The organism is Janthinobacterium sp. GW822-FHT07H10, from assembly GCF_058798675.1.
Map to the genome: position 1 here is coordinate 388,969 of NZ_JBXAKS010000005.1, position 22,665 is coordinate 411,633.

Genomic DNA, 22,665 nt, shown 5'->3' on the forward strand with positions numbered 1-22,665 from the left:
TACATGCACAGCGATTCTGTTTTATCCTGCGTGCCGCCGTTAAACACCTTGCTGGCGCAAGCGCGCGTGCTTGCGCGTGAAAGCGGCCTGGCACTGACAACGGAACTAGCTGCCCTGGCGGGGTGCGGGGTGGCTGATATTGGCGCGGCAGCTCTTGCCCAACTGGATATTGCATACTACCCCCAAGCCGCCATGCTGGCCTGCGTTCCTAATTTCTCGCTGCTGAGCTATACAGACTGTGTCAAGCGCGTGATTTATCCACTGCGCCTAGCGGACGGCGATAGTTTCGTGGTGGCAGATCCATGGGATGACCACACGCTGCAATGGCTGGCCAACAAAGCTGGAGGCTACCCTGTGCTGGCGTGGGGCGATAAGACAGATATCTTGGCCGCACTGGACCAGGCTCAGCATTGCATCAAGGCGTCAAGCAGCCTGTCCGGCGGTGCACCCGAACAGCGTAGCGCTTTCGAGGATCATGCAGGCAACGTGATTTCGATTGAAACCATCGAACGCAGCACCAGCCCTATCGTGCGCTTCGTCGATGCCGCTATTTATGATGCCTGGAAAGCCGGTGCCAGCGACATCCATTTCGAGTGCGACCGTAACGGCGTGAAGGTCAAGCTACGTCTCGATGGTGTGTTGGTACCGGCGTCTGAATTGACGGACCGGGTCCGTGCGGAGGAAGTCATCTCGCGCATCAAGGTGCTGGCGCAGCTCGATATCGCCGAACGCCGAGTGCCGCAGGATGGACGTTTCCGTATCGAGCTAGGTTCACGTGAGCTCGATTTTCGGGTCTCCATTATGCCCAGCATTTTTGGCGAAGACGCCGTCGTACGGCTGCTCGACAAAACTCAACTACGTGGAGATGCCCATGCCATTTCACTGGTCAGTCTGGGACTGGACGCCGATGCCATCGAGCGTATCCGTCGCCTGGCCAAGAAACCACATGGCATGCTGCTGGTGACGGGCCCCACTGGCAGTGGCAAGACCACGACGTTATATGCGGCACTGACGGAGATTCAGACCGGGCAGGAAAAAATTATCACTATCGAAGATCCGGTGGAGTATGAATTGCCTGGGGTGTTGCAAATCCCTGTCAACGAAAAAAAGGGCCTGACCTTTTCTCAAGGCTTGCGTTCAATTTTGCGTCATGATCCCGACAAGATATTGGTCGGAGAGATCCGCGACGCTGAAACTGCAGAAATTGCCGTGCAAGCTGCGTTGACCGGTCACCTGGTGTTTACTACGGTGCATGCGAATAGCGTGTTTGACGTGATCAGCCGCTTTGCGCACATGGATATCGATTTGTACAGCCTCATGTCGGCGCTCAATGGCGTGGTAGCTCAGCGCCTAATTCGCTCGAACTGTCCTGCCTGCAGCGAACCGGAGTTGGTCAGCCAGGAATTGAGCGAGCGGTTGAAAGTGACCGATCTGAATCCGAGCCAGATAACCCCGGCACGAGGCCGCGGCTGCGATCACTGCCGCAACACTGGATACAAGGGGCGGCATGCGCTGGCAGAAGTGCTACCATTCGACGATAAATTACGCACCCTGATACTCAACCGTGCCGACGTCACCGAAATCAAGCGTTATGCGCAATCACTTGGCGTACGACCACTGAATGTGCGAGCGCTTGATCTGGTGGCTTGCGGCGCTACGACCATCGAGGAAATCGACCGGGTGGTGGAACATGATTGATGCATACCATATGTATCTGACCGCCAGTGAGGTACGTGTACGCCGGCAAACAGGATGGGGGCACTGGCGACGCGTCGAGGAGCTCGCGCGCTGGCAGTGGAATGCTGGATTGCCTGATAGTCTGACTTTCGAGAACTTAGTGTTGCGCAAGCGCCGGTATGCGACGCTGGTCGTGCATGTCGGTTCGGCGCTGAGCAAATTCATGATGCTCGAACTACCGTCTGGCCTGCAGAATGAGCAAGAGGAGCAGTTGGCCGCACGGGCCCAGATGCAGCATCAACTGGGCTTGAGTCCCGGGCAGTGGGAATATACCTTGGACCATTTGCCGGCGGCGCGTGGCAAGGTGGTGGTCTGCGCATTGCGCGCCGATATCGGAGTGCGGCTACGCCAGTTGGCGAGAGAGCGCGGCTTGCGGCTAATGTCATTGCGGCCGTATGTCGTTGGCATATGGAATGCCATGCAACAACGGCCCGGCTCACTGGCTACTATCTCGGACGGCGACAGGGCACTGATGATGGTGGAAACTGATGCTTTCACGATTGTGATTGAAAGGAATGGCACGATGAAAGCGATGAGTACCATGGTACATCGTCGAGAGGCCGATGTCATCAAGCGTGAAATCAGGCGTATGACATATTCGTTGGATGAGAATGCGCAGCATTCTATTCGCCTGGCGGTGGCAGGCGAGATCCTGCCGCTGGCGCAGCTACATGCTGAAAAAGTGCTACAGCGGGACGATTACCTGCAACCGATACTGTATGCCGATTTCCGCGACTTGTTGTTCCAGACACCTACCCAGGTGGCAGCGTGAGGCTGCGGCTCGAATTCATCCGGCGTCGCCCCATTCCCTGGCTGGCTTTGTTTTGCATGAGCTGCGCGCTTGGCTGGGGGACTATGCTGCTGGCCGAATCGATCACCTTGCGGAAAGTGGCGTTACGCGATATGCAACGAGTCGGCCAACTGGAACAGAGGCTCCATGAGCGGCGCCAGGCCGCGCAGAAGCAGCTGGCCAAAAGTGACCCGGAAACGCAGCGGCGCCAGAAAGAGCAGGAAAAGATCATTGCAGCATTGCGTTATCCATGGACTCGCGTCTTCTCCACCATAGAACAGGCCGATTCGAACGAAGTCGCCATAATAACGCTCTCACATGAACAAGCGACAGGACAGACCCAGATCATGCTTGAGGCACTTGAAACCCATGGCCTGGTACATTTTGTCGATGCGCTCAATGAGGGAGGGGAGGGGAGCGCACGCGGCCAGTGGTATTTGACGACATATCAAATTCAGCTGCAAAGTTCCCCTCAAACGATGAGGGGAACTGTATTGAATAAGTAAGTCCGTCGCAGTCAGACTTCATGAGAAGAAGGGGAGCAAAATACGGCCCAATCCGTCTTGTCCATCCGCATCAATTTTGTGCACAGCCAAGGGGAACATGTAAGTACCAATTTCCCCTGTCAATTCAATCGCTTGCGCATGACAAACAGGGCACGTTTCGCGTGCGTCATATGTGTGCTTCAAACGGGGTGCGGGATCTCCCGCAAATGTAAAAAGCCCGCGCGCCGCAGCCAAGGTTATTGGCGCAAAACCTCGGCGAACGATACCGATTACGAAAGTGGAATTTCGAGATGTAGCGGTACGGTACCCAAATAGGGTGCCGTACGCTGCGGGGCTGGGGTTGTTGACCTTGACGGGGCGACGGAGCGCTATAAGGCAATACTCAAACCAGAAGCTTTGAACCCGATCTTCGTCATTTTCATCATATAAAAAGAAAATTAAAATCCAGTCTTCCCCATCATGTGACAGACCTACCAATCGAAAGTTCGACGAAATAGCGCCCAATAGGGATTGGATAAGTCTTAATGTTTGAAGTACCCACATCTGATCAGAGATTTCATATTTCATTTAAGCCGGCACTCCTATTCCAGTTTCAGAACTCCCGCGTCCTTTGGCCCACGCGCTACTAAGCTTAGCTGATCACCTGGTTGAAGAGAGACTTCTCCCCCCCCACGGCTCAATTGCAATATGCGAAAGATTGCCATTATCATTACAAATTAATATGCTCGACTCACATTGATCATGTTTCATAAATAAGTCACTTCCTGCCAAGTTCTAAAATATTTTCAGCCAATTCCGCCCGCAAAGTCGGTGTTGGTGTCGCCTTTAAAGCCGCCGGGTTATTTGTCATTAAATATTTCACTTAGTGGTACAGGGCCTGCCCAGACTCTGGCGCTGCCTCTTTGCCTGTGAGTGCCATAAACTTGGCCCAAAGGCCCGGTGCAGCTCGGGCAATACCAACCCCTCCCTCTGCCGCTAAAATCACGTTGACGCCGACGTTTATCGCCTCACCTTCTTTTGGAATAGCGTCTTTGGCCCCTGGAATGTTTGAACGACTTGCCGCAGCCACTGTTTGAGCAACAGTCCCATTGTTTGCCGAATATGAACAGAATACTAATCATTGCGTGGGCTGCCCAACGGCTAAATACCTTGTCCGGTGGTACCTGAATGTCAGGCCCGGCCTATATCGACTTTGCCGGACTACTATTTGCCCTTACTCGGGCGCCAAATCAAAGTGAGAAGGCGATTGAACGGCAATTGTTAACCTCGTGCCAGCCTCAAGGAGCATTTGAGCATTGGGACCAACCCAGTAGGCTTTCACTTTCTTAAACTTTTTCCGAAATGCCGAACCGAACAATTTCATTAAGTTGCAAAGGAATGCAGGTAATTTCACTTAATTGCAGCAGATTTCAAACTATTGCCGAAAATTTCACCATGCCGGATATGCCACCGGCTAGCACCACTGACATCGTATCGCTGGAATCCGCCTGCCAGCATCCGCACTACTTTGACTTGGCCATCCCATTGGGCGTGGCAGGTGATCAAGACATCTTGGCGCTGAGTGCATACGCTTCTTACTGCGTCCTACTAACGCCTCCACCGCATTCCTGATTTCGCGCAACTCCATATTACTCATGTTCATACTCTTTCAGTTGAAACATCATGGCAACGGCGACCTCGTGTAGTCAAACCCTACGCCAGCAGCCTTCAGCGCGGAGACCAATTTGGTTGTACTCCATACAGCACCAGGCTCTGTTGTAAAGCTATGTCCTCGATACATCACGCTATTTAACGGTATCCCAAGGCTTGTCATTGCACCCGACTTAATAGCCATCACGTCAAAGGCTACTTGCGAGGCTTTCACCTTGAATACATCGTATTGCTCGTCGGCGCCAGTCAACGCCGGTACCATCCGAACTATGCCATGCGCCCAAGACGCGCGCATGGCTTGGCAACCACTCAAGAGCTCGAGATACAATACCTAAACATCAATACCTAACTGCTTTTTAATAGCGGCGATAAATTTATTCTCTCGTCCGGCAAAGTAATCCTCAAGCCGACCTTCGATATGATTTGAGAACCAAGTCGACATAATCTCCAAGCCCCGGCAATCCTCCTTGTCCGCCGGTGCTTCCTCACCCGCGCTGTAAATGTAGTACTGCTCGCTGCCCACAGGCTTATGCAAATATTTAGCTGGCTGTGCGTATTCGCCTTTCAAATCCACGCTACCAACCATCTTCCACCCACCTATGGAGGGGGCGTCTTTAGCCACAGCCACCCTAAATGCCAACGGGAGATCTTGCAATTTATCGGGAAGAACTGGAGACTCCGATTGGAAATTAAAAAACGCAAAATCGATCCTATTACAGACGAGTCCGAACGCGTACACACCAGACTTCAGATGGATCGCGTAGACATCCCCTGGCACCAAACTTCTTCTCGTTTTAGTATTCACTTTTATGGTCCTAGTCTCATGCGCGCAGGAGAATTGTCCGGCATTGGGCCAAACGTTCCAATGGCTGCGCCCATATAAAGTATTCTATTTGGGTTGAAGTCGGCAACGCCGTTAATCATGTTACGTGCAGTGCCGCCAACGCTTCTTGCTCCCCCATAGAAATCAATGAGTTGCTGTTCTCGTCCCCGAATTGGGATGCGACTTTCAGACCATTTATCGACAACAGGAGGTCCAAACCCCTCCTTATTCAAATGGTCCTGCTGCTTTCCTCGTGCCGCCACAATTGTATTCGGGTCGCCGATCCCACTGGTACGACCAGAATAAACCTCTCCAGTATCCGGGTTAAGTCGCGTGTAGGTCACATAAAGATATTTATCTTCAGCACGTGCTTCGCTGCCACTCACCATAACCGTGCCAATGATTGCAGCACCTCCTGCGAGGGCGGCGGCTTCAGCCACAAGGCCCCCAGCTACCGGTGCTCCCCCAGCAACACCAGGTAACGTTGCGCCACCAGCAGCAGCAAGTCTAGCGGCCGCTCCCGCCGCCGCACCTGCACTTTTTGCCGATACTTTATCAGCACCCTCGTTACTTGTATTCTCCTTACTACTCGATGCCTTGTCGTTACCACGATTTCCAACTAACGTACAATTTCCGCCGACCTTCTCACATCGTTCCGCACGCTCACGCATTAGTCTGGTCGCGATATCCTCAGTGTTATTCCCCGACTCACTTTTTGCCGCAAACCCGGTGGGATCCGTCAGATTGGTCGGGTTGTTCCACACATAAGTATAGCGGTTGTAGCTCTGGCTATGCGTCGGATCTTGGATCAGCGGGTCGGCGCTCATGAAGCGCGCCAGCAAGGGATCGTAGATGCGCCCGTTCATGTGCACCAGGTCGAGCTTGTCGAGCATTTCATGGCCCGTATAGCCGCGGTTATCCGTCAAGCAATTGAGGCAGTCCGGAATCCCGTCACCAGTAACCTTGCGGCGCTTGCCCCAGCTGTCATAGGCCAGCTGCTCCTTGACTACACCGGCCGCATTGCTGATCGCCACCACGCTGCCCAAGCGATCCAGATGCGTCCAGTTCAGCTCTGTACTGCCCGTTGGCTTGTCGATCTCCACCCCCAGCCCCATCGGCCAGTAGGTCTTGACAGTTGGCGCGCCGTCCTTGACTTCCACTTCCATGGCGCCCGCGTAGTACGTCGTCGTACCATCGTTGCGCTCCTGGCGCGCACGCTGGTGTTCTGGCCCATACATGAAGATGCTGTTCTCACTGCCCTTGCTGATCGAACGCGGCATGTCAAAGCTGGTCCAGCTGAGCGCGCGCCCGGCGCCTGAGAGCAGGTTGCCATTGATGTCGTAATCGAGCGTGCCGATGCCGGAAATCGCCTTGACCGCATGTGGCAGACGGCCACCCGCCGGCGCATATACGTAGTCGCCCGTGCCGACACCGGTCTTAGCTAGCAGGTTGCCGATACCATCGTAGCGGAAGCTTTGCACAGGCTGGCCCGCCACCGTGGCGCTGGTCAGACGGTTCAGACCATCGTAACTGAACTCTTCCGTGAAGCCCACGAGCCCGGCGCCCGGCCAGTATTGCGCGCGCTGCTTCACGTTGCCCAGCGCGTCATAGTTATATGATTCGCTCAGTTGCCCCTGGTTCTGCGCATTGTTCAAGGTGCCAAACGACAGGTAGCCAGTATTCGGGTTGTACTCGCGGGTCATCTTCAAGCCGTTGCCCAGCAAGGCGCCTGTCACGCGGTGCGCGGCATCCTGGGCAGTCGCCTGCCACAGCAACAGCGAGCCGCGCCCGATGCTTTCCAAATAGCCACGTTCGTTATACCGCTGCGTAAACACCTTCGCCGTATCGCTGCCGCGCTGGTAGGACTGGGTCAGCAAACGGCCCCAGGTATCATAGCCGGTCGTGGCGGTATAGGTCGCGGACTGTACCTGGTCCAGGCGGGTCGTCGTGGTGACAGGCCGGCCCAGTGCATCAAAACTGTGCTGGCGCCGATAATCGACCTTGCCCGTGAGATCCGTCGTATACGCCTGTACCAGCTGGCCGCAGCTTTTCAGCGCCGCGCAATTGCTCTGGCCGGGGGGGACATCATAAACCCAGTAACTGATCAAATCGGGCTCGCTGCGTTGCACCATGCGGCCCAATGCATCGTAGCGCAGCGTCGTCGCCGTTCCGGCGGCCGACTGCAGTGGACTGACCTGTTTCCAGACCTGGCCCAGCGGGTCAACGCCATAGGCGATCTTGCCCAAGTCAGGGTCATTCAGTGCGATCCGGCGTCCCAGCGCATCGTAGCTGACCGTGACCAGATTGCCCGCCGGATCCCGGGTCTGTAGCAGATTGCCGTAACCATCATAAGCGTACGTGGTTGTACCACCGAGCGCATCGACACTACTGGCCAGCTTGTCCTGCATATTGCGCGTGTCGCTCTTGCGCTGGCCCTTGGCGTTGGTCAGTACGCTGCGCAGCCCCTGGTACTCGGTCGTGGCCGTTAATTCCTGGCCAGCATCGCTGCGGGTCACGGTATGCGTTACACGATCCAGCTCGTCGTAAGCCAACTGACTGGCCGACACCTGCGCCGCGCCAATGGCGCGCGGCCAATACGTTTCGGCCAGGCGGCCGCGCGCGTCGTAACGACTGTCGGCCACCACCGCCGTACCGTCGAAACCCCAGCTTTGCGTGCGAAGTACATGGCCGGCGCTATCGCTGTAGACCAGCTTGGGCAAGGCGATGCGCTGGCCATTTTTCATGTAGTCGGTGATGCCGATCGCGACCGCACCGGCCGGACAACTGGCGTCACACACCTTCTCGTAGCTGCGCGTCTCGTTGCCGTCTGGTGCGGTTTCAATGCGCTTGCGCCCGAAACCATCCACCGTCTGGTTGTACACCAGGCCGTTCATATCGATGCGCTGCTTCAGCGTGCCGCTGGCGGCATCGTAAGATGGGTACGTTTCGACCTGTCCCAGCGCATTCTTCTTCGAGATCGGGAAGCGGCGCCGCGTGTCATAGTCCACTTCCGAGACAATGCGCGTTTGCGCGGTGTTGCTGGCCGGATCGAACCAGCTCTGCGTCACCTTGTTGACCAGACCGGACAAGTTACTCAGGCGATCATAGGACGTCATCATCTTGAGTGTGGCATCGTTCTCCTGCTGCGTTTCCGTCAGCAGCAAACCTTGCGCATCATAGGTATATGCTTTGGTACGCGTGACCGTCGAAGACGGCGAGATGCGAGTATCGGTCGTTTTCTTCAGATCGGCCAGGCGCCAGGTGGCTTCATTGCTGTCGTACGTGTTCTCGATTTTCGATGTGAACGTCTCGCCGCCGGGCGCCGTGGCGATCACGGTCGTGGCAAGCATGTTGCCATAGGCCCCAATCTCATTGGTCGTGGTAACGCTGCCCATGTCGCTCTGATCGAGATCGCGGCGCAACACGTTTGACGTTTGCACGTACGGATAGCGGGTGATCTTGTTGTTCGGCTGCGTGACGGTGTACTGGCTCAGCGTCTGGCGCACGTCGCTGAGGATATTTGCCGGCGCAACCGGCGCGGCCTGCGCATACTGGGTGGTCTGGCTGGCACTGATCATACCGTTGTACGGGAAATCCTGGCGGTACCAGGTGGTCGTGACGTGTCCGCTCTGCGCATTGGTCACATCCTGTCGTGCGAAGCCGAGATTCCCCCGGCCGGAACCGTCATTGGCATTGCCCGCATAGCGATAGTGCGAGGTCAGCCAGCCGCCTTGCCCGTTGCTGCGGCTGAGCGCTTTCACCAACTGGCGCGTCACCGGTGCGCGCTTGACCGGATACGCCGACAGGATCGCCTGGCCGCCGACATCGTAGGCCACGTCCTGGTAGACGGCGGCATCGTTGACGGTGGCATACTCCACTTTTTCAACGAATCCATGACCATTCGTGGCGCTGATCAGCTTATCGATGGCCTGACCAGGCATGGCCTGGTCGGCGGCGCCGGAGATTTCCCAGCTGCTGCCGCCCAGATAACTGACAATATCCTGCTTGCCATCGCCATTGAAGTCGCCCAAAAATTGCGACTCCACCTTGGCGATATACGCGTTCGCGGACTCTGTATGGGCCTTGGTGTAGCCAGAAGGGGTATAAAACGTGGGCCCCGTCCAGGCTTCACAGGTATGCGTGCTGGCATCAGCTCCCAGATGACACAGCTGGTAAGCGGAGATATTGTTGGTTTTCCAGGTGTCATGCGCGGGCCGCAAGACATCGACCACGCCATCGCCATCGAAGTCTCCCAGCGTCACAACCTCATGCGAATAAGCAGTGCCGGAAGCGGGCAAGACACGACAATCCGCCCCCGTCTCGTCAGGTTTCGGATTTACAACGCTACCTTTCGAATAACAGACGTAACCATTGGTCGATGTAATTTCACTGTTGCTTTTCAGCTGTGCCGTGGCAAACACCATGTCGGTCAGTCCATCGGCGTTCAAGTCGCTTGTCAAGATCCCCGATGTCGCCGGTTCCAGCACGCGGGATGGACTGAGGGGCGTAAGCGGCAACCAGGCAGACGAATAATTGTGCGTGCCCACAGCACTGCGCGTGTACACATTTACCCCGTCCGTTGGACAAACCCATTTCGCCACCGGTATCTGCCCCAGGGGATCAACTTCAGAACTGCAGCCTTGTAGCATGACCTGTTCGGTCCGTCCGTCGCCGTCCATGTCGGCATTCGGGTGCGCACCCACGCGCCCTTCACCTTGATTCAGGCCATCACCCAGGAGCATGTCCTCATTAGTGCCGTTCACCGCTCTGCAGTCAAAGGCGACTCCCGTCGACAGGCATTTGTATTTTTTGTCGCCATACACGTCACCGGCCGAGAGCATCAGATCGTCACGGTTGTCGCCATTAAAGTCGCCCACCATGCGCGATGGTTTCGGTGGCGAGAAAATGTTGAAAGCATCGGAAGGAAAACTGAGCGTGGTACTGCAGACAAATCCGCCGCCGGTACTCAGGCGAGAATGACACAAGCGCCAGTTGCTGATACGGTACTGGCCGAGCGGTTGATCGGCAACGAGCAGGTCAAGCTGGCCGTCGCCATCGAAATCGCCGGTTTCCATCACATGGCCGGAAATACTGTCCATCGGCGTCGAGACCGTCCAGCCGTTGCCATCGGCATTCGACAGGAACAGGCGTTGCTGGTAGCCGTTGGCGGCGACGCGGTAACGCTCCATGATGTCGGTCTTGCCGTCACCGTTGAAGTCGCCGATCGCCAGCATGCCCTGCGGGCTATTGCTGAACCACGCGGCGTCGCTGCCCATCGCCGTCAAATTCGGTCCCTGGCGCACGCCGCCCAGGCTGACAAAGGCGCGCGGCGCACGTGGATCTTTCTTGCCCCAGTCGAACTGCGTGGCTGGCAAGCATACGCCACCGGCATCGCAGGCTTGCACCGACTTGAGCAGGCTGCGCCCGCTGCTGGCACTGAGTTCATACGTCAGGTTATAGCGCAGTGCCGACGTACCGCCGCTACCGTCGGCTTGCGTCTCGGTGCTGGTGATAATGCTTTTCAGGCGCAGGCGTGCGTCGTAATGGCTGCCCGACACATACGCCACCTGCGCATCGGGCCGGGCTTCGTACTGCAGTTCAGCCTTGACGAACATCGCCTGGCCGGAGCGCGTGTTGCCACCCCAGCGGATCTGGGCCAGCCGGCTTTCGCCGCTTGCCGCATCGAGGTTATACCAATAGCCAATGGTATTGCCCGAGCGGTCCGTGCTGCCCGACAGCCACCAGCGGTGCGCCAGCCCGTCGGAGCGGCCCTGGCCCAGCAAATAGGTGTCGGCACGATCACCGTAGGTCCATGTCTGGCCAGTCTTGGTCTCCACCGTGAAGCTGCGGTGGCCATTCGCGAGCGTCGCGCGGATGCGGCTGAAATTGTCGATCTCGGTACGGTACTCGGCGCTATCGCGCCAATAATCACTGTCGTTATCGTGGTTGCCGTTAATGAGGATCAATTGCTGGCCATCCAGACATAAACGGTCGGCCGGCAGGAAACGCGCCACGTCGGTGGTGTTGTTGATGGCGAAACTACGGCCGCAGCGGTCGATGCTCGATACGCCTGCCACACTCCAGCCCAGGCCCGCCACGCCGCCAGTGTCGGTGCTGCTGTAATTGAGGCTCAAGCTCGGCTGTACACCTGCCATGCCAGGCGGCAATGCGATTGGCAGGTTGTAAGTGGCAGCGCCATTGCCGACGCCCATGGTACCCGGCAGGGCGCCGGTATCGGCGTTATTGAGTTGTGCCAGGGTGCCAATCCAGACGGGCGAGCCGTCCGGAGTTGGTGGCAGGGGAGGAGTTGTTGGTGGCGTCACTTCCGGCGTATCGTCATCCAGCATCATACTCAGCATGGTCAGGAGTACCCCCGCCTCGCTTCGACTGGGTGGGTTCGTGAAGTCCGGATGCGTATTTTGCGACGGTGCCACATGGATCACCAGATCGGTTGATGGCTCGCCAAAAGACAGATCGCCCTGCATTTGCCATTGAAAATGATAGTCGCCTGGAATTTGAGGGGCGGTGACATGAAAGGTAAATGTGTACTGAGCCCGCCGGGCAACGTCGGCATTGACGTCCACCGTATGCGTCCGCCACGTTGTATTGTCTGCGGGATTGACGGATACGAGCCGATAAAGATTGGTCCAAGTGGTATTGCCTACGTTTTTCATCGTGATCGACACGGCATAGCTTTGCCCGCTAACCATCGATAGCGGAACGCTCTGCGAAATGAACTGCGCCCCGTCGATGGGTTCCCGTTCGGGAGGAGCAGCATGCAAGGTGGGCATGGCCAACAGGAGGAATAACGCCAGACACAAGTGCATCAGGGAGGTAATGATCTTTTTAACAAAAAACACGAAACGATGCTCCTGATGCACATGAATGCAGTAAATATTAATGGGGGGGGATAAATGAGATTGCGGCGTACCATGCAAGCGCACGCGGTTTGAATTAACCAATTATTTTATATCAATTTTAAGGATATTGATAAAGATCGGATATTTATTTATAGAATAATTATCGAGCAAGCGTCAAACAGACCTGTTTCTCTGAGTTGATACGTGCAATCAGTCGTTAAGAATGGAAAATTGAAGTGATTTTCTCAATATTTGTCAAGAAAAACCGCTCAAGGTGGTCGGTAGAGCAGCTTTTGGCTGAGGGGAAAAAAGCTCGATGTTGTCGACGACATGCATCGCGAAGACAATTGTATGAGCAATGCCACGCCTGAACCCTGCATTCTGAACGTCAAGATGGGGCGCGTCTGCATCACCAAGATGCCAATATATCCATGATCAAGAGCTGCATCCGGGCCTATTTGACCGGTTTTTACAATGCCCAGCGAATCAAGGTGTATGAGGTGATCTGCCGCCGGCTATCCTTTAAAGGGGCGTGGTGATACGGAAATATATCGTCGGTACCGGAATGACTTGACCACTGCAAATTTTACATTTATCGTGCCCCTTTGTAAGCTATTGTGTGTGGTTAAGGCTTGCATTAATAAAATTCAAAGTAAAAGGAATACATGAAGTCATCTTTTCGGCCGGTGCATGGCCGCGTAATTGCTTTGGTGGCAGGGCTGGCATTTTCCATGTCAGTAGCGGCCGAAGGTCCAGGTTGGTCCAGTAGATCAGTCGTGACAACACTTATAGTAACCCAGGATGGTGGCGTCAACGTCGAGTTGTCGCCCGCCCTGACAAACTGTATTTCGAATAGCGGTTACGGAAGCAGTTTCGCCTCTATTTATCCTGAACATCCGGGCATTAATCGCATCAAGACAGACTTGTTGGTCGCTTATCTTTACGGTGGCACGGTTGCGTTGTACTTCAGTGACAGCACATGCAAGGTCGCGGAAATTATGCTTGGTGGCCAAGCAGCCATAGCTACGATGCGGAGCGGTCCAGCTCCGGTTTCCACGATACCGCCTAAGCCAAGTCAGCAGCTGCGAATCGAGGCAGATTCCTTATCACGCCCATCTCCGAAAGATGTGGTGAACTGACAGGAGCAGGGGAGGTGCTGCGCAGTGGTTCCGTCCCATTTGCGAACGGTCGATATTCGGTCATAGGTGAGCATAGACGATGGCGCTCAAATACTGGGCAAACGGATTTGTTCAATCTCAACGAGATGGGCTTTGTTTCTTTCGCATTGGCGACGAGGCCGCTGTCTCGGGTAGGCTGCGCTATCGAAGCCTTGGTGGCACAGCATGCTCAGCTTTACAGGAATGCGTTTCCCAATTATGGATACTGGAAGGCAAACACTGCGGGGCATCGGACAGTTTTGACGGATGTTCCCTCGCAAGATCAGGTGCTTACGCGAGGGCGGCATACAGCGGTGGTAAACTTGTTATATATGTGAACCTCGGATTCATATTGGTTTCGGGCACATTTATAATGTGCGCATGGTGTGGCGCCTGTGGAACGGTCTTTACCACGATTTCCAACCAAAAAACCGATTTTACAGATAAAGTTGAGGCCGTTCCAAATATCAGAGCCAGCCCATCATACGTTCACACTGCGAGAATTGATCTCGATTGGCGGACCCATCAACAACGTCGTTTTGATGCAAGGCCCGCTGCACTCGTTTTGTCCTACAAATGAGTCGATGTGTATTACCTAGCTAGAATTCGGTGAACTTGTCGCTTCCGCTTGCTTGAAGATTTCACTATTTTGTACAAAATGGGAATGCTTTCTGTGAGAATCGCTCTCACGTTGCCCCTGCCTCACCCATCGCGGGTTTCTGACAGGGTCTTGCCACTCGCGTGGTAAGCGTTGCGGTCGTCACCCGTCATTTACCTGTCGAGTAGGACCTCGACACGTTGCTTCGGCAACCGATCTTTGCCTGGTCATTTATCAGGCTGATTTGCGCAAGCAGAGGATCGTTTGCGTCGTGGAAGTACCGTTTATTCACTACTTCTCAGATTAGGGCCCCCTGTTCTCAGGAATAGTGGGCCTTCTTGCGCTTGACTATCGATTTTCGACGATAGGTAGGTATATCTTCTCGTGTGCGGGGCATCGCGGTCCCCGTACGGGGCCATGGTGCCTTTGTTTTTTGGAGAGCTATCATGTCCCAACGACAATTTCTTCAGGGTCAGCAATACCCGCTTTGCGTTTTGCTCGGCGGTACCGGATTATATGAGGTGGGCGGTGAGGTACCGGTCATGTGCGCACTGCTGCGCTCGAGCCCCCGTGATGCGCTGGTAACGCCAGCTTCGGTGGGCACGTTGGTGTTCTGCCGATCTTATCTTGGTCGTGTGTACCGGTACTTGAAGTCCCGGACTGGCTCGTTGTTTGCACCGAGTGTACATTGCGCGACTGGGCTCTGGTTGCGGTGTGCCCAACTGATGCAGTCGATTGCCCGGCGTCATTCACACTCTGAACATGGTGCTTGCTGAGGAGGACAACATGGGCACAGTGGTATTCGGAAGGGGTGTCGAGCCTGGAGGGATGGAACTCGACAATGAGCGTTTTGAAGCGGGGTGCCCGGCGTGTTCACATGAACGGGCCAGATATCACAGCTGGGAAAGCGCCGAGTCTGGCGCGATTAATCAGCACTGCAGCATGTATTGCCCCGCCTGTGGCTATTCGCTACCAGATGAGTGGGAATACTAACTAGGTTGTCTTGTCGTCTTGTTCAAGGGGCGAGACGTGTAGAGATGAGGGAGCACCAGCATCCGACAGGATGCCGGCGTTCCCTTTTGTTTTTGTTGTGGAGGAAATGATGCACAACGATTCAGAAATAAGGACAGGGAAGCGGCGTCGCTCGTTAGTCGACCTCGAGGAAGAGCGTGTTTGGCTAGGTCTTTATCGACGCGCGGTAGATCCCGTAGTTGCCGCGGAGCTGGTGGCGTACATGGAACACAGTGGGGAGACGCGAACCCAGCATAGTGGCTTGTATCTGCGATGCAAACACGTACTGAGAAGGGAAAAGGCACGTCAGGTGCGTCTTCGCAAGGTCAGTGCAAGTCTTCGTTGGGCGGTTCACCTGGTGTTTGGCGTTCCCTTTGCCTTTACGCTGCGGTTGCTCAGGTCAATGGGCACGATCCTGCTGGCGTGTCTGCCCGAACGTGACGACAACGTAGTCATTCAGCTACGGAAGTTGACTTCTGATCAGGAAAGTCAACCGGATGGTGGACAGAGGGTATCGCCGTCCGAGTCTGCCAATTCAACACCTGAGCAGGTTGTAGCAGCAGATGCTCAATTGGCCAATGCCGATGTGGCAAAGCGCTCAACAAGGCGCGCTGGCAGGACGGGGCGTTGATGCATATCGAGGTGGTATGAGCGGTAGGTGACGCGCATCGTTTGTCATGGTCAGTGGTTTGTGCTTTCGATCATGTTTTACCGACGGCGCCTCTTGGTACGTCTTGTCGATCCGCGCCAGTATCTATCGGTGATGGACTGCACGCGTTGACGAGCAGCACGAGGCTACCGTTTCATCGATCAGTCTGTGCAGCAGCCGTGTCTCATCGGCTCGCCCCTGTAAATACTGTTTACATTGGTCGATGTAAGCGTCGAGGTCGGCGATCCTTTTGATACCCACCGGTTCGAAGCCGGTGATGTAGCGCAAGCGTTCGACGTCCCTCGACGTCAGTCGGATATGTACACCAAGTTGTAACATATTTTTCCGATCGCAGCCCATATCAGATCCGTCATCCAGCACAGATCGTTTTCCGCATATGCGTCTGTTGCTCAGGATAGGCATCCATCGGGCAGATTTCAAGTCATCAGTCAGCCGCTGGCCAGCATTTTCGCCACACACCGGCCCAGATTTCCAATGACGAATTCATCCCATCAAGTACGGAGGACACCATGAAACACTATTTATTCATCTTGAAGGGGAGAGGCGCGACAAACGTCAGCCCGGCTGGCGAAGTCGATCCGCTCATCGAGCAACTGGAATCGCTGCCCTCCGGTACACGTGTCGTGACCCGGGACGGCGCACAGTTTATCCGCACAAACAGGACGTGCATTTGCTTTTGCGACCTGGCGACGGGACATCTGTGTTCAGCAAAGGACCTTTGCTATGTACACGGAGGCTCCATCGTGGACGGGGCAGGGCACTTGCATTGAGGAGTATTGTCATGAACGAAGTGATCAACATAACGATTGGCTTGATTTATCAGGAGTATTGCCGCGCGCTCGGCATCCGTTACGATGAACGGCGGCGGCACGACCTGATGAGCGTGATGTTATATCGCGCTGAGGAGATGGGGTATGACGATTACAAGCGCGGAAATGAGCAAGTGCCGCGTTTGTTTAATAAGGAGGTCGGATTGCGGGATGCTTGGCTGATGGGTTTTGCGCAGGCAGCGATCAGTGACAGTGTTGAGCAGTTGATGGAGTTGCGGAGGAAGCGTCAGCTGGAGCCAGCCGAAGCGGCAGAACGCCATGGAGGCGATGATGGACGGCGCTGATGAGGTGCACGGCCTAGCCGTGGTTCAGCAATACATGGAGGAGACCGAGCGGTGGCGTCCGGATAGCAACGAATTACTACATTGGGAAGCATTTCAGGCCGCTCTGCACTTAGGTTACGAAGATTACTTCGCAGGACGTCAAGTCATGCCAATGACATTTCTGTTCAACGAGTTTTTGCAACAGCTGTGGCTGGAAGGGCACCAACTGGCCAGGAGTGCAGTAGAAATGCGCTTATGTCGTGCTCACGGTGGCTGGAAATGTACATGTGCTCAACGGATTGACGGGGTTTGTTGGAGAGATGGGCGACGTCAATGCATTGTGAGCGAAAGGCAAAGTAGGGCGGCCAGCCTTGCTGCGCTTGGTGAAGGCAGTGCTTGATACCTGTCTGGAAACAGTTAGCGCCTCTATCAGAGGCGCTTTTTTTTTGCGAGTGGGGTGATCGCGTCGCAATTTCGCATCTCAGTGACTGAGCGCTGGCCCAGCGCAGGTAAATCTGGCACAGTGACTTATTCCCACCATGTGGTTCACTTCACATGAGGTTGAGCGTAGCGTCAGCCAAATCACATAATTCTGGCGTATGGGAAATAAAAAACTCTTGTTGATAGCCACCCAGTTGCATGACCTGACGCTTCATCGCCAGGAACATGCGTTTGTGCTCGGCATCAAAGGCCCCGTCGGCCTCGTCCGAGAAGAGCGTTTCGCTGCGCCGGCCGTTCGATTGGGCCAGATACAAGGCCATGGCACGCGTGAGGCATTCGTTGATCCAGACGCGTTCGCCTCCGCTCATTTTGGATACGCTCTTTGCGAAGCCGGTATTGGCGTCGTGCACGATGATGTCAAACCCTTCCTTGGATTCCCCTTTACTCGAGTCGATCAGCGTGCGAATGGATACCGTAAAGCGTGCCCCATAGCAGGCCAGCAATAAATCGTTCGTGAGCATCGACAGGGTGGGACCGGCGTCGTCAATGGCCAAGGCGATAACTCCATTGTTCCCCATGCATGTGGCTAACAAAGACCAGGTTGCAGTTTGTTCTTCAATATGAGCGATGCGGGCATCCAGGGCGGTTAGCGCTTGACGTTGACCCAGTTGCTGGCGTTGAAGCTCAGTCAGGCGATGCTGGCGCCCGATCTCTCCGTGCAGTTGTGCTTCACACTCTGCGAGCTTAATCGCGAAATGACCGATTTCCCGATCGGCCTGCGCGAGGCGAGCCGGATCGAACGGCAATGGAAGAGCGGAGAGTTGCTGTTCAATATGTTCACGTTCTATGCGCGCATCCTGTGTGGCCCGGGCGCGTTCATCGGCAATGGCCGCCAGTTCCCTGTCGATGCGTGCTTTTTCCTGCTTTTCGGTATCCGTCTCATGGTCGACGGCCTGTGCGAGCAGGTTAATGCGGCGGGCCACATCGTCGATGCTGGCGCGTGCTTGCGCCATCTCGCCGGTGCGTGCGGCAAGCTGCTGACTGACTGAGCATCTTTCCCTAGCGCGTTCCAGGCGGTGTAGCGCGCGCGCCAAGCGCTCTGCCGTGTCCGGCATTGCTGCGATTTGCGCGTTCAGCTGTGACAGCACCTCGGTTTGATGGCGCTGGGCGTGTTCCAGGCGGCGCAGCGATTGTTCGTGCTGGGGAATGATGGGACGGGCTGAGCGGGCATGTTCGAGTAGCTGGCATTGTCCCTGGAGCGCGGTCCCCGTGCAGGGAACGAGGGAGATGAGTGAGAGGCGCTGGTGCAGTGTTCGGATTTGACATACCGTCTCACCGATTTCCCGGTTGAACCCATCGATCTTTTGCAGGGCTACAGCGCGCTGGGACGTTGCCTCCGTATGCCGATCATGCAACTGACGGCAGGTTGCGGCATGATTGCTGCGGTATTCCTGCAGGCGTGTCAGGATCGGCAGCCGGCGAACGGCGCGGGTCACGCGTCGGTGATCGGCGTTGAGCAACCGCAGGTTCGCATGCCGGCTGACTGCAGCTTGATATTCCTGCGCATGCTCGTGCCGCCACTGCAAGATCTGTTGGATCATGGCCTGGCCTACAGCGATGAGGTTGTGTTCTCGTTCGTCGATTTGCTGATTGCGTGTGAGCATGCGATCGCGCAGGTGCTGCAGTGTATGGTTGAGCTGCTGGCGCTGGTTCACGTAGGTTGCGGAGACGGTTTGTTCGGCTTTGAGGGAGGCCAGTGCGTTTTTTTTCGCATCCAGTGCTGCCAGTGCTGCCTGCCTGCCGCGTTGTAAGGCCTCCAGCGCGCCGTCGGGCATGCTCAATTGCCGTGATACCTCGTGATTGTCATCGATCTGTTGCTGTAACAGTCGCCGTTCCTGTTGCAATCCGAAAAGCCCGCAGCGCAGCAGTTTGGCCGTCTCCGCAGCCTGTAGCCCCTTGGTACGCACGCGCTCCAGTCCGAGCAGGTCACCCAATAGCACTTTGATTTCCGCGTTGCGGTAGTGAGCCAGTTGGCGCCTGTTCTGCGCGGAAAATGCCGTGGTAAAGAAAGTAGCTGCCGGCCCGACGATATCTTCGATGCAGCGTTGGTAGGATTCCATCCGGCCATCGGACAGGGTGCCGTCCGGCAGTTGCACGGGTTGCCATGCGCCAGCGCGGAGCTGATGCAGGTAGGCCTCGCTCCTGCGTTTGCCGTTGAGCCGAATGATGATCTGTGTACGGTATCTTTGTTCCCCCATTTCCCAGAGGAGTTCCTTGCGGTTGACCGGCAAATACACCTCGTCATAGTAGGAAAAGCTGCCAAGGCCGTCGGCCCCTGCCTTGGACGGCATGGTTGCATAGGGCGTCATATTGTCTAACACGGTGGTTTTGCCCCGTCCATTAGGGCCGACGATGGCCACTAGCTGGGCGCCGGCCGTGAGGCGCTCGAAATCGAGCGTCAATGTTTCTCTGTTCATCCCATCGCGAATGCCGATGAAACCCGTCAAGGTGAGGGAAAGAGGGCGCATGGTGATCTCTCCTGATCAAAGTGTCTGTTGATCTTTAGCATGACGCGGAGTACGCGCACCTCAAGGCTGCACAGCCCCGCTTCGCACAGCATTGCATCGGCTTGTCCAAGCGTCGCCAGCAACTGTTTCTGGTGACAGCGCAGCCATAGCAATGTCGGCGGGTGAGTGAGTAGCTAACTGGGCCAAACAAGCCAATAGAGGTGCTGCTGGCGTATCGACCTGGTGTGCCCAGGTACGTACTTGTTCTTCAAGTTGATGGCAGCGTGCCATTCCCTCCGCTCTGGCACGGGTGATCGGGATCACACGGCCTTCGAACTTGATGCCTGCCGCGCCACGAAACAGTGCCGTGATCGCTTCGCGGTCGATGGTGGCGCGTTCCTCTTCAAGGCACTGCCAGCGGATACGTACCCAGGCACCTTCGATGGCGTGGCTAGCGACGTATTGGTGCAGTGCATGCATATCCGGCGGCCCGGCAAACGCCAGCTCCAGCGTGCGGCGAGCCGGCGTCGCGACGAGTTCGTAGCTAGCGCTGTCCGCGGTGACTTCCCACATCAGGAAACCCTTATTGCCTTGTTCGCCGTAATGCAAGCGTCCAATGGAGCCGGGGTAGGCGATCAGCTGTCCGTTGTGGTCCCACGCCTGATGCAGGTGAATATGCCCCAACATAAAGGCATTGGCCTGTGCCTGAAACAACGCGCCTGCGGTAAATTCATGGTCTAGTCCCGCCATCGGCACCCCATGTTCTGTCATGCAGCCATTCACGGTACCGTGAGAGAGCCCGATCGTGGGTATGCCCCGCCGGCGCGCCAGCAGATTGCCCGGCGCGTAACCGGCCAGGAGGTCGGCCAGATAGTGCCCCATGGCCTGTCCGGCTTGTTCCACACCGACACTAGCGGCCAAATTAGCCTTGTTCATGGTCGGAACGCACGAGCAGAGGAGGGTGCAGTCTTCGTCGCGCCATTCATCGGGATCGAAGCGCGAGTGTGTGGAGGCCGTCCATTCACGCCGGCTGTTGAGGATGACCTGCTGCAGGCGGTTGGCCACGTGTATGGGATAACGGCCCCCTAGCAGGGAAAACAGATCCAGCGTACCGGGTGGTTCGTGTGAAAACGTACCTTGCAGCATGAGGACTGGGCAATGATCGGCCAGGCGTCGGATCTGGCGCGCAAGTGCCATCAATGCCGGCGAATGGGCATCCAGGGCATGATCGGTGGTATCGCCGGTAATGACGGCGACCTCGGCCTGTCTTGCGATCGCCTGGTCCACGGCATAGGTGAAGCACGTATCGACCTCGGGTAAGGTCGATACTGCATAGTGCAAATCGGAGAAATGAGCGATGCGCATGATTATTTTCCCTTGGCTGGCGCCGTTGGCGCGCGTGACACTGATGATGGCGTGTCCGAGGCGCGCAGGCGGGCGTTGACCTTTTCACAGAAGCCTTCCGGATCATTCTGATAGCGTTCCAGTTCCTCCAGCACGCGCTGACGGCCGTTCGGATTGCGCCGCCAGCCGGCTCCCCACTGGCGGTCAGCAAAGAGGCCAAAGCGATCCCGGTCTACGCCATAGGCCGTGGCCAGGTCAAACAGGGTGCTGATCGCTTCATCTTCGCCGCAGTTGCTGCCCTGCTGAGGTGGCGTCAATGGCGTGGAGCCAGAGGCCGCTTTCTGCTGCATGGATGCTTCACTCTGTGCGGGTTGCTCCAATGGCACGTCAAGTGCCTCATCGGGGCGGAGCTGCACTGCGGTAATGTCTTGTTGTTCGTTTTGGCCCTGCAGGATATGGGCGGCCTGATCCGCCAGGTGCAGAGCGCTTTCATCGTCATGCTGGATCAGGAGGGAAGAGACATCGATTGGTGCTTCCAGTTCGATGATCCAGTGTGCGCTGCGCACGGATTGCCCGGTTTTCGGATCGATATGGGAGACATCGCGCAGCTTTTTACTGAAATAGAAGGGTGTGCGGTGCTGATCGAGGAAACCGGCCAGGCGGCCACCGCGCATGAACGAGATGGTTTCAAAGCGCTCGATGGCGCGGCTCATGGCATAAAAACTGTTGGTGTGCAGGACGAAAGCATCGATCGAGGCAATGCCGGGAATATAGAAAATGAATTTACCGGTCAGGTTGCATTGCCGGTTCTGAAATTCCGGGCAGTTTTCTGGATCGCAGACGCCATTGTTTTCTGGCCGTAGTTGCACTGGCCGCCCGCCGAAGGTACGCACCACGCGTTGGTTGCGCTCGTCGAAACGGACTGGCGCATACATTTTGCAGTAGCGCGTATGGCCATCCGACGCATATTCGCTCCAGTAGCGTTTGTCATTGCGTGCCCAGGCGGCCAGTTCATGTGGCATGACCAATTGCCAGGTGTCGGCCGGAAAAATGACTGGAAAACGATACAGCCGGATGACGCCGTCGCCGCGATCCTCGCCAAAGGCCGCCAAAATCTGCGCTGCCAGGGCTGGGTTGGGAAAGTCATTCGGCCGTACGGTGAACCAGGCCACATTTTTGGGAACAAGTGGTGTTTTGATATCTGGGAAAGCCTCGGCAATCTTTTGTCCAATCTCTTCAAACGAGGAGTTTGAGGCCAGCCCTTGCTCGTAGATCGCCTTGGCTTGCGGGTTACTTGCGGCCGCCTTGGTGAGCACTTTGATGCCGGCGCGGATCGTGCCGCCGGTGGGAATGCGGGCTGGCCGTTCGCCAAGGACCGTTGGCGGAGCGCCTTGCGCAAGCGAGCGATTGACGATTTCCTTGTCCATGATGGTCTCCTTTACGTGAAAATGAGCGATGAACCATCCTCTCATTGGTCT

At 56.1% G+C, this 22,665-nt stretch carries 12 protein-coding genes; 6 read left to right on the top strand and 6 right to left on the bottom strand.

Going from position 1 to position 22,665, the window contains the following annotated elements; translation table 11 throughout:
- Positions 1-3: 3 nt before the first annotated feature.
- The 3 genes from AC1RDJ_RS15030 to AC1RDJ_RS15040 all read left to right on the top strand — a co-directional run bounded on the left by AC1RDJ_RS15030 (position 4) and on the right by AC1RDJ_RS15040 (position 3,033).
- Positions 4-1,698, top strand: coding sequence for a GspE/PulE family protein (locus AC1RDJ_RS15030; RefSeq protein WP_493027898.1), 1,695 nt, complete (start codon positions 4-6; stop codon positions 1,696-1,698).
- Between the two features lie 10 nt (positions 1,699-1,708).
- On the top strand, positions 1,709-2,509 hold the full coding sequence (locus AC1RDJ_RS15035) for a hypothetical protein (protein WP_493027899.1): 801 nt from the start codon (positions 1,709-1,711) through the stop codon (positions 2,507-2,509).
- A gap of 83 nt (positions 2,510-2,592) precedes the next feature.
- Complete coding sequence (locus AC1RDJ_RS15040) at positions 2,593-3,033, top strand: hypothetical protein (protein ID WP_493027900.1); 441 nt, start codon at positions 2,593-2,595, stop codon at positions 3,031-3,033.
- 18 nt (positions 3,034-3,051) lie between these two features.
- Here the strand turns inward: AC1RDJ_RS15040 and AC1RDJ_RS15045 are convergent, their stop codons facing one another.
- The 3 genes from AC1RDJ_RS15045 to AC1RDJ_RS15055 all read right to left on the bottom strand — a co-directional run bounded on the left by AC1RDJ_RS15045 (position 3,052) and on the right by AC1RDJ_RS15055 (position 12,366).
- Positions 3,052-3,600 (bottom strand): hypothetical protein, encoded by a 549-nt coding sequence (locus AC1RDJ_RS15045; RefSeq protein ID WP_493027901.1) that lies wholly within the window; start codon positions 3,598-3,600, stop codon positions 3,052-3,054.
- Positions 3,601-5,014: 1,414 nt separating this feature from the next.
- A complete protein-coding gene (locus AC1RDJ_RS15050; RefSeq protein ID WP_493027902.1) occupies positions 5,015-5,488 on the bottom strand; it encodes an Imm26 family immunity protein in 474 nt (157 codons plus the stop codon).
- 2 nt (positions 5,489-5,490) lie between these two features.
- A complete protein-coding gene (locus tag AC1RDJ_RS15055; protein ID WP_493027903.1) occupies positions 5,491-12,366 on the bottom strand; it encodes an RHS repeat-associated core domain-containing protein in 6,876 nt (2,291 codons plus the stop codon).
- A 2,818-nt stretch (positions 12,367-15,184) separates the two neighbouring features.
- Between AC1RDJ_RS15055 and AC1RDJ_RS15060 the strand changes: the two genes are divergently transcribed.
- From AC1RDJ_RS15060 to AC1RDJ_RS15070, 3 genes are all read left to right on the top strand, one after another.
- A complete protein-coding gene (locus AC1RDJ_RS15060; RefSeq protein WP_493027904.1) occupies positions 15,185-15,763 on the top strand; it encodes a hypothetical protein in 579 nt (192 codons plus the stop codon).
- An 820-nt stretch (positions 15,764-16,583) separates the two neighbouring features.
- Entirely contained in the window at positions 16,584-16,916 is a 333-nt protein-coding gene (locus tag AC1RDJ_RS15065; protein WP_493027906.1) for a hypothetical protein, read from the top strand.
- Positions 16,891-17,295 (top strand): hypothetical protein, encoded by a 405-nt coding sequence (locus AC1RDJ_RS15070; protein ID WP_493027908.1) that lies wholly within the window; start codon positions 16,891-16,893, stop codon positions 17,293-17,295. Before AC1RDJ_RS15065 ends, AC1RDJ_RS15070 begins: the two co-directional genes overlap by 26 nt.
- 151 nt (positions 17,296-17,446) lie before the next feature.
- On the opposite strand, the gene AC1RDJ_RS15075 is transcribed toward AC1RDJ_RS15070, so the two are convergent.
- From AC1RDJ_RS15075 to AC1RDJ_RS15085, 3 genes are read right to left on the bottom strand one after another with little or no spacing between them, the layout of a single operon-like run.
- A complete protein-coding gene (locus AC1RDJ_RS15075) occupies positions 17,447-19,864 on the bottom strand; it encodes a sbcc family protein (protein ID WP_493027909.1) in 2,418 nt (805 codons plus the stop codon).
- Positions 19,865-19,924: 60 nt separating this feature from the next.
- Complete coding sequence (locus tag AC1RDJ_RS15080) at positions 19,925-21,208, bottom strand: metallophosphoesterase family protein (RefSeq protein WP_493027910.1); 1,284 nt, start codon at positions 21,206-21,208, stop codon at positions 19,925-19,927.
- A gap of 2 nt (positions 21,209-21,210) precedes the next feature.
- Positions 21,211-22,614, bottom strand: a complete 1,404-nt coding sequence (locus AC1RDJ_RS15085; protein WP_493027911.1) for a recombination directionality factor — start codon at positions 22,612-22,614, stop codon at positions 21,211-21,213.
- Positions 22,615-22,665 lie beyond the last annotated feature (51 nt).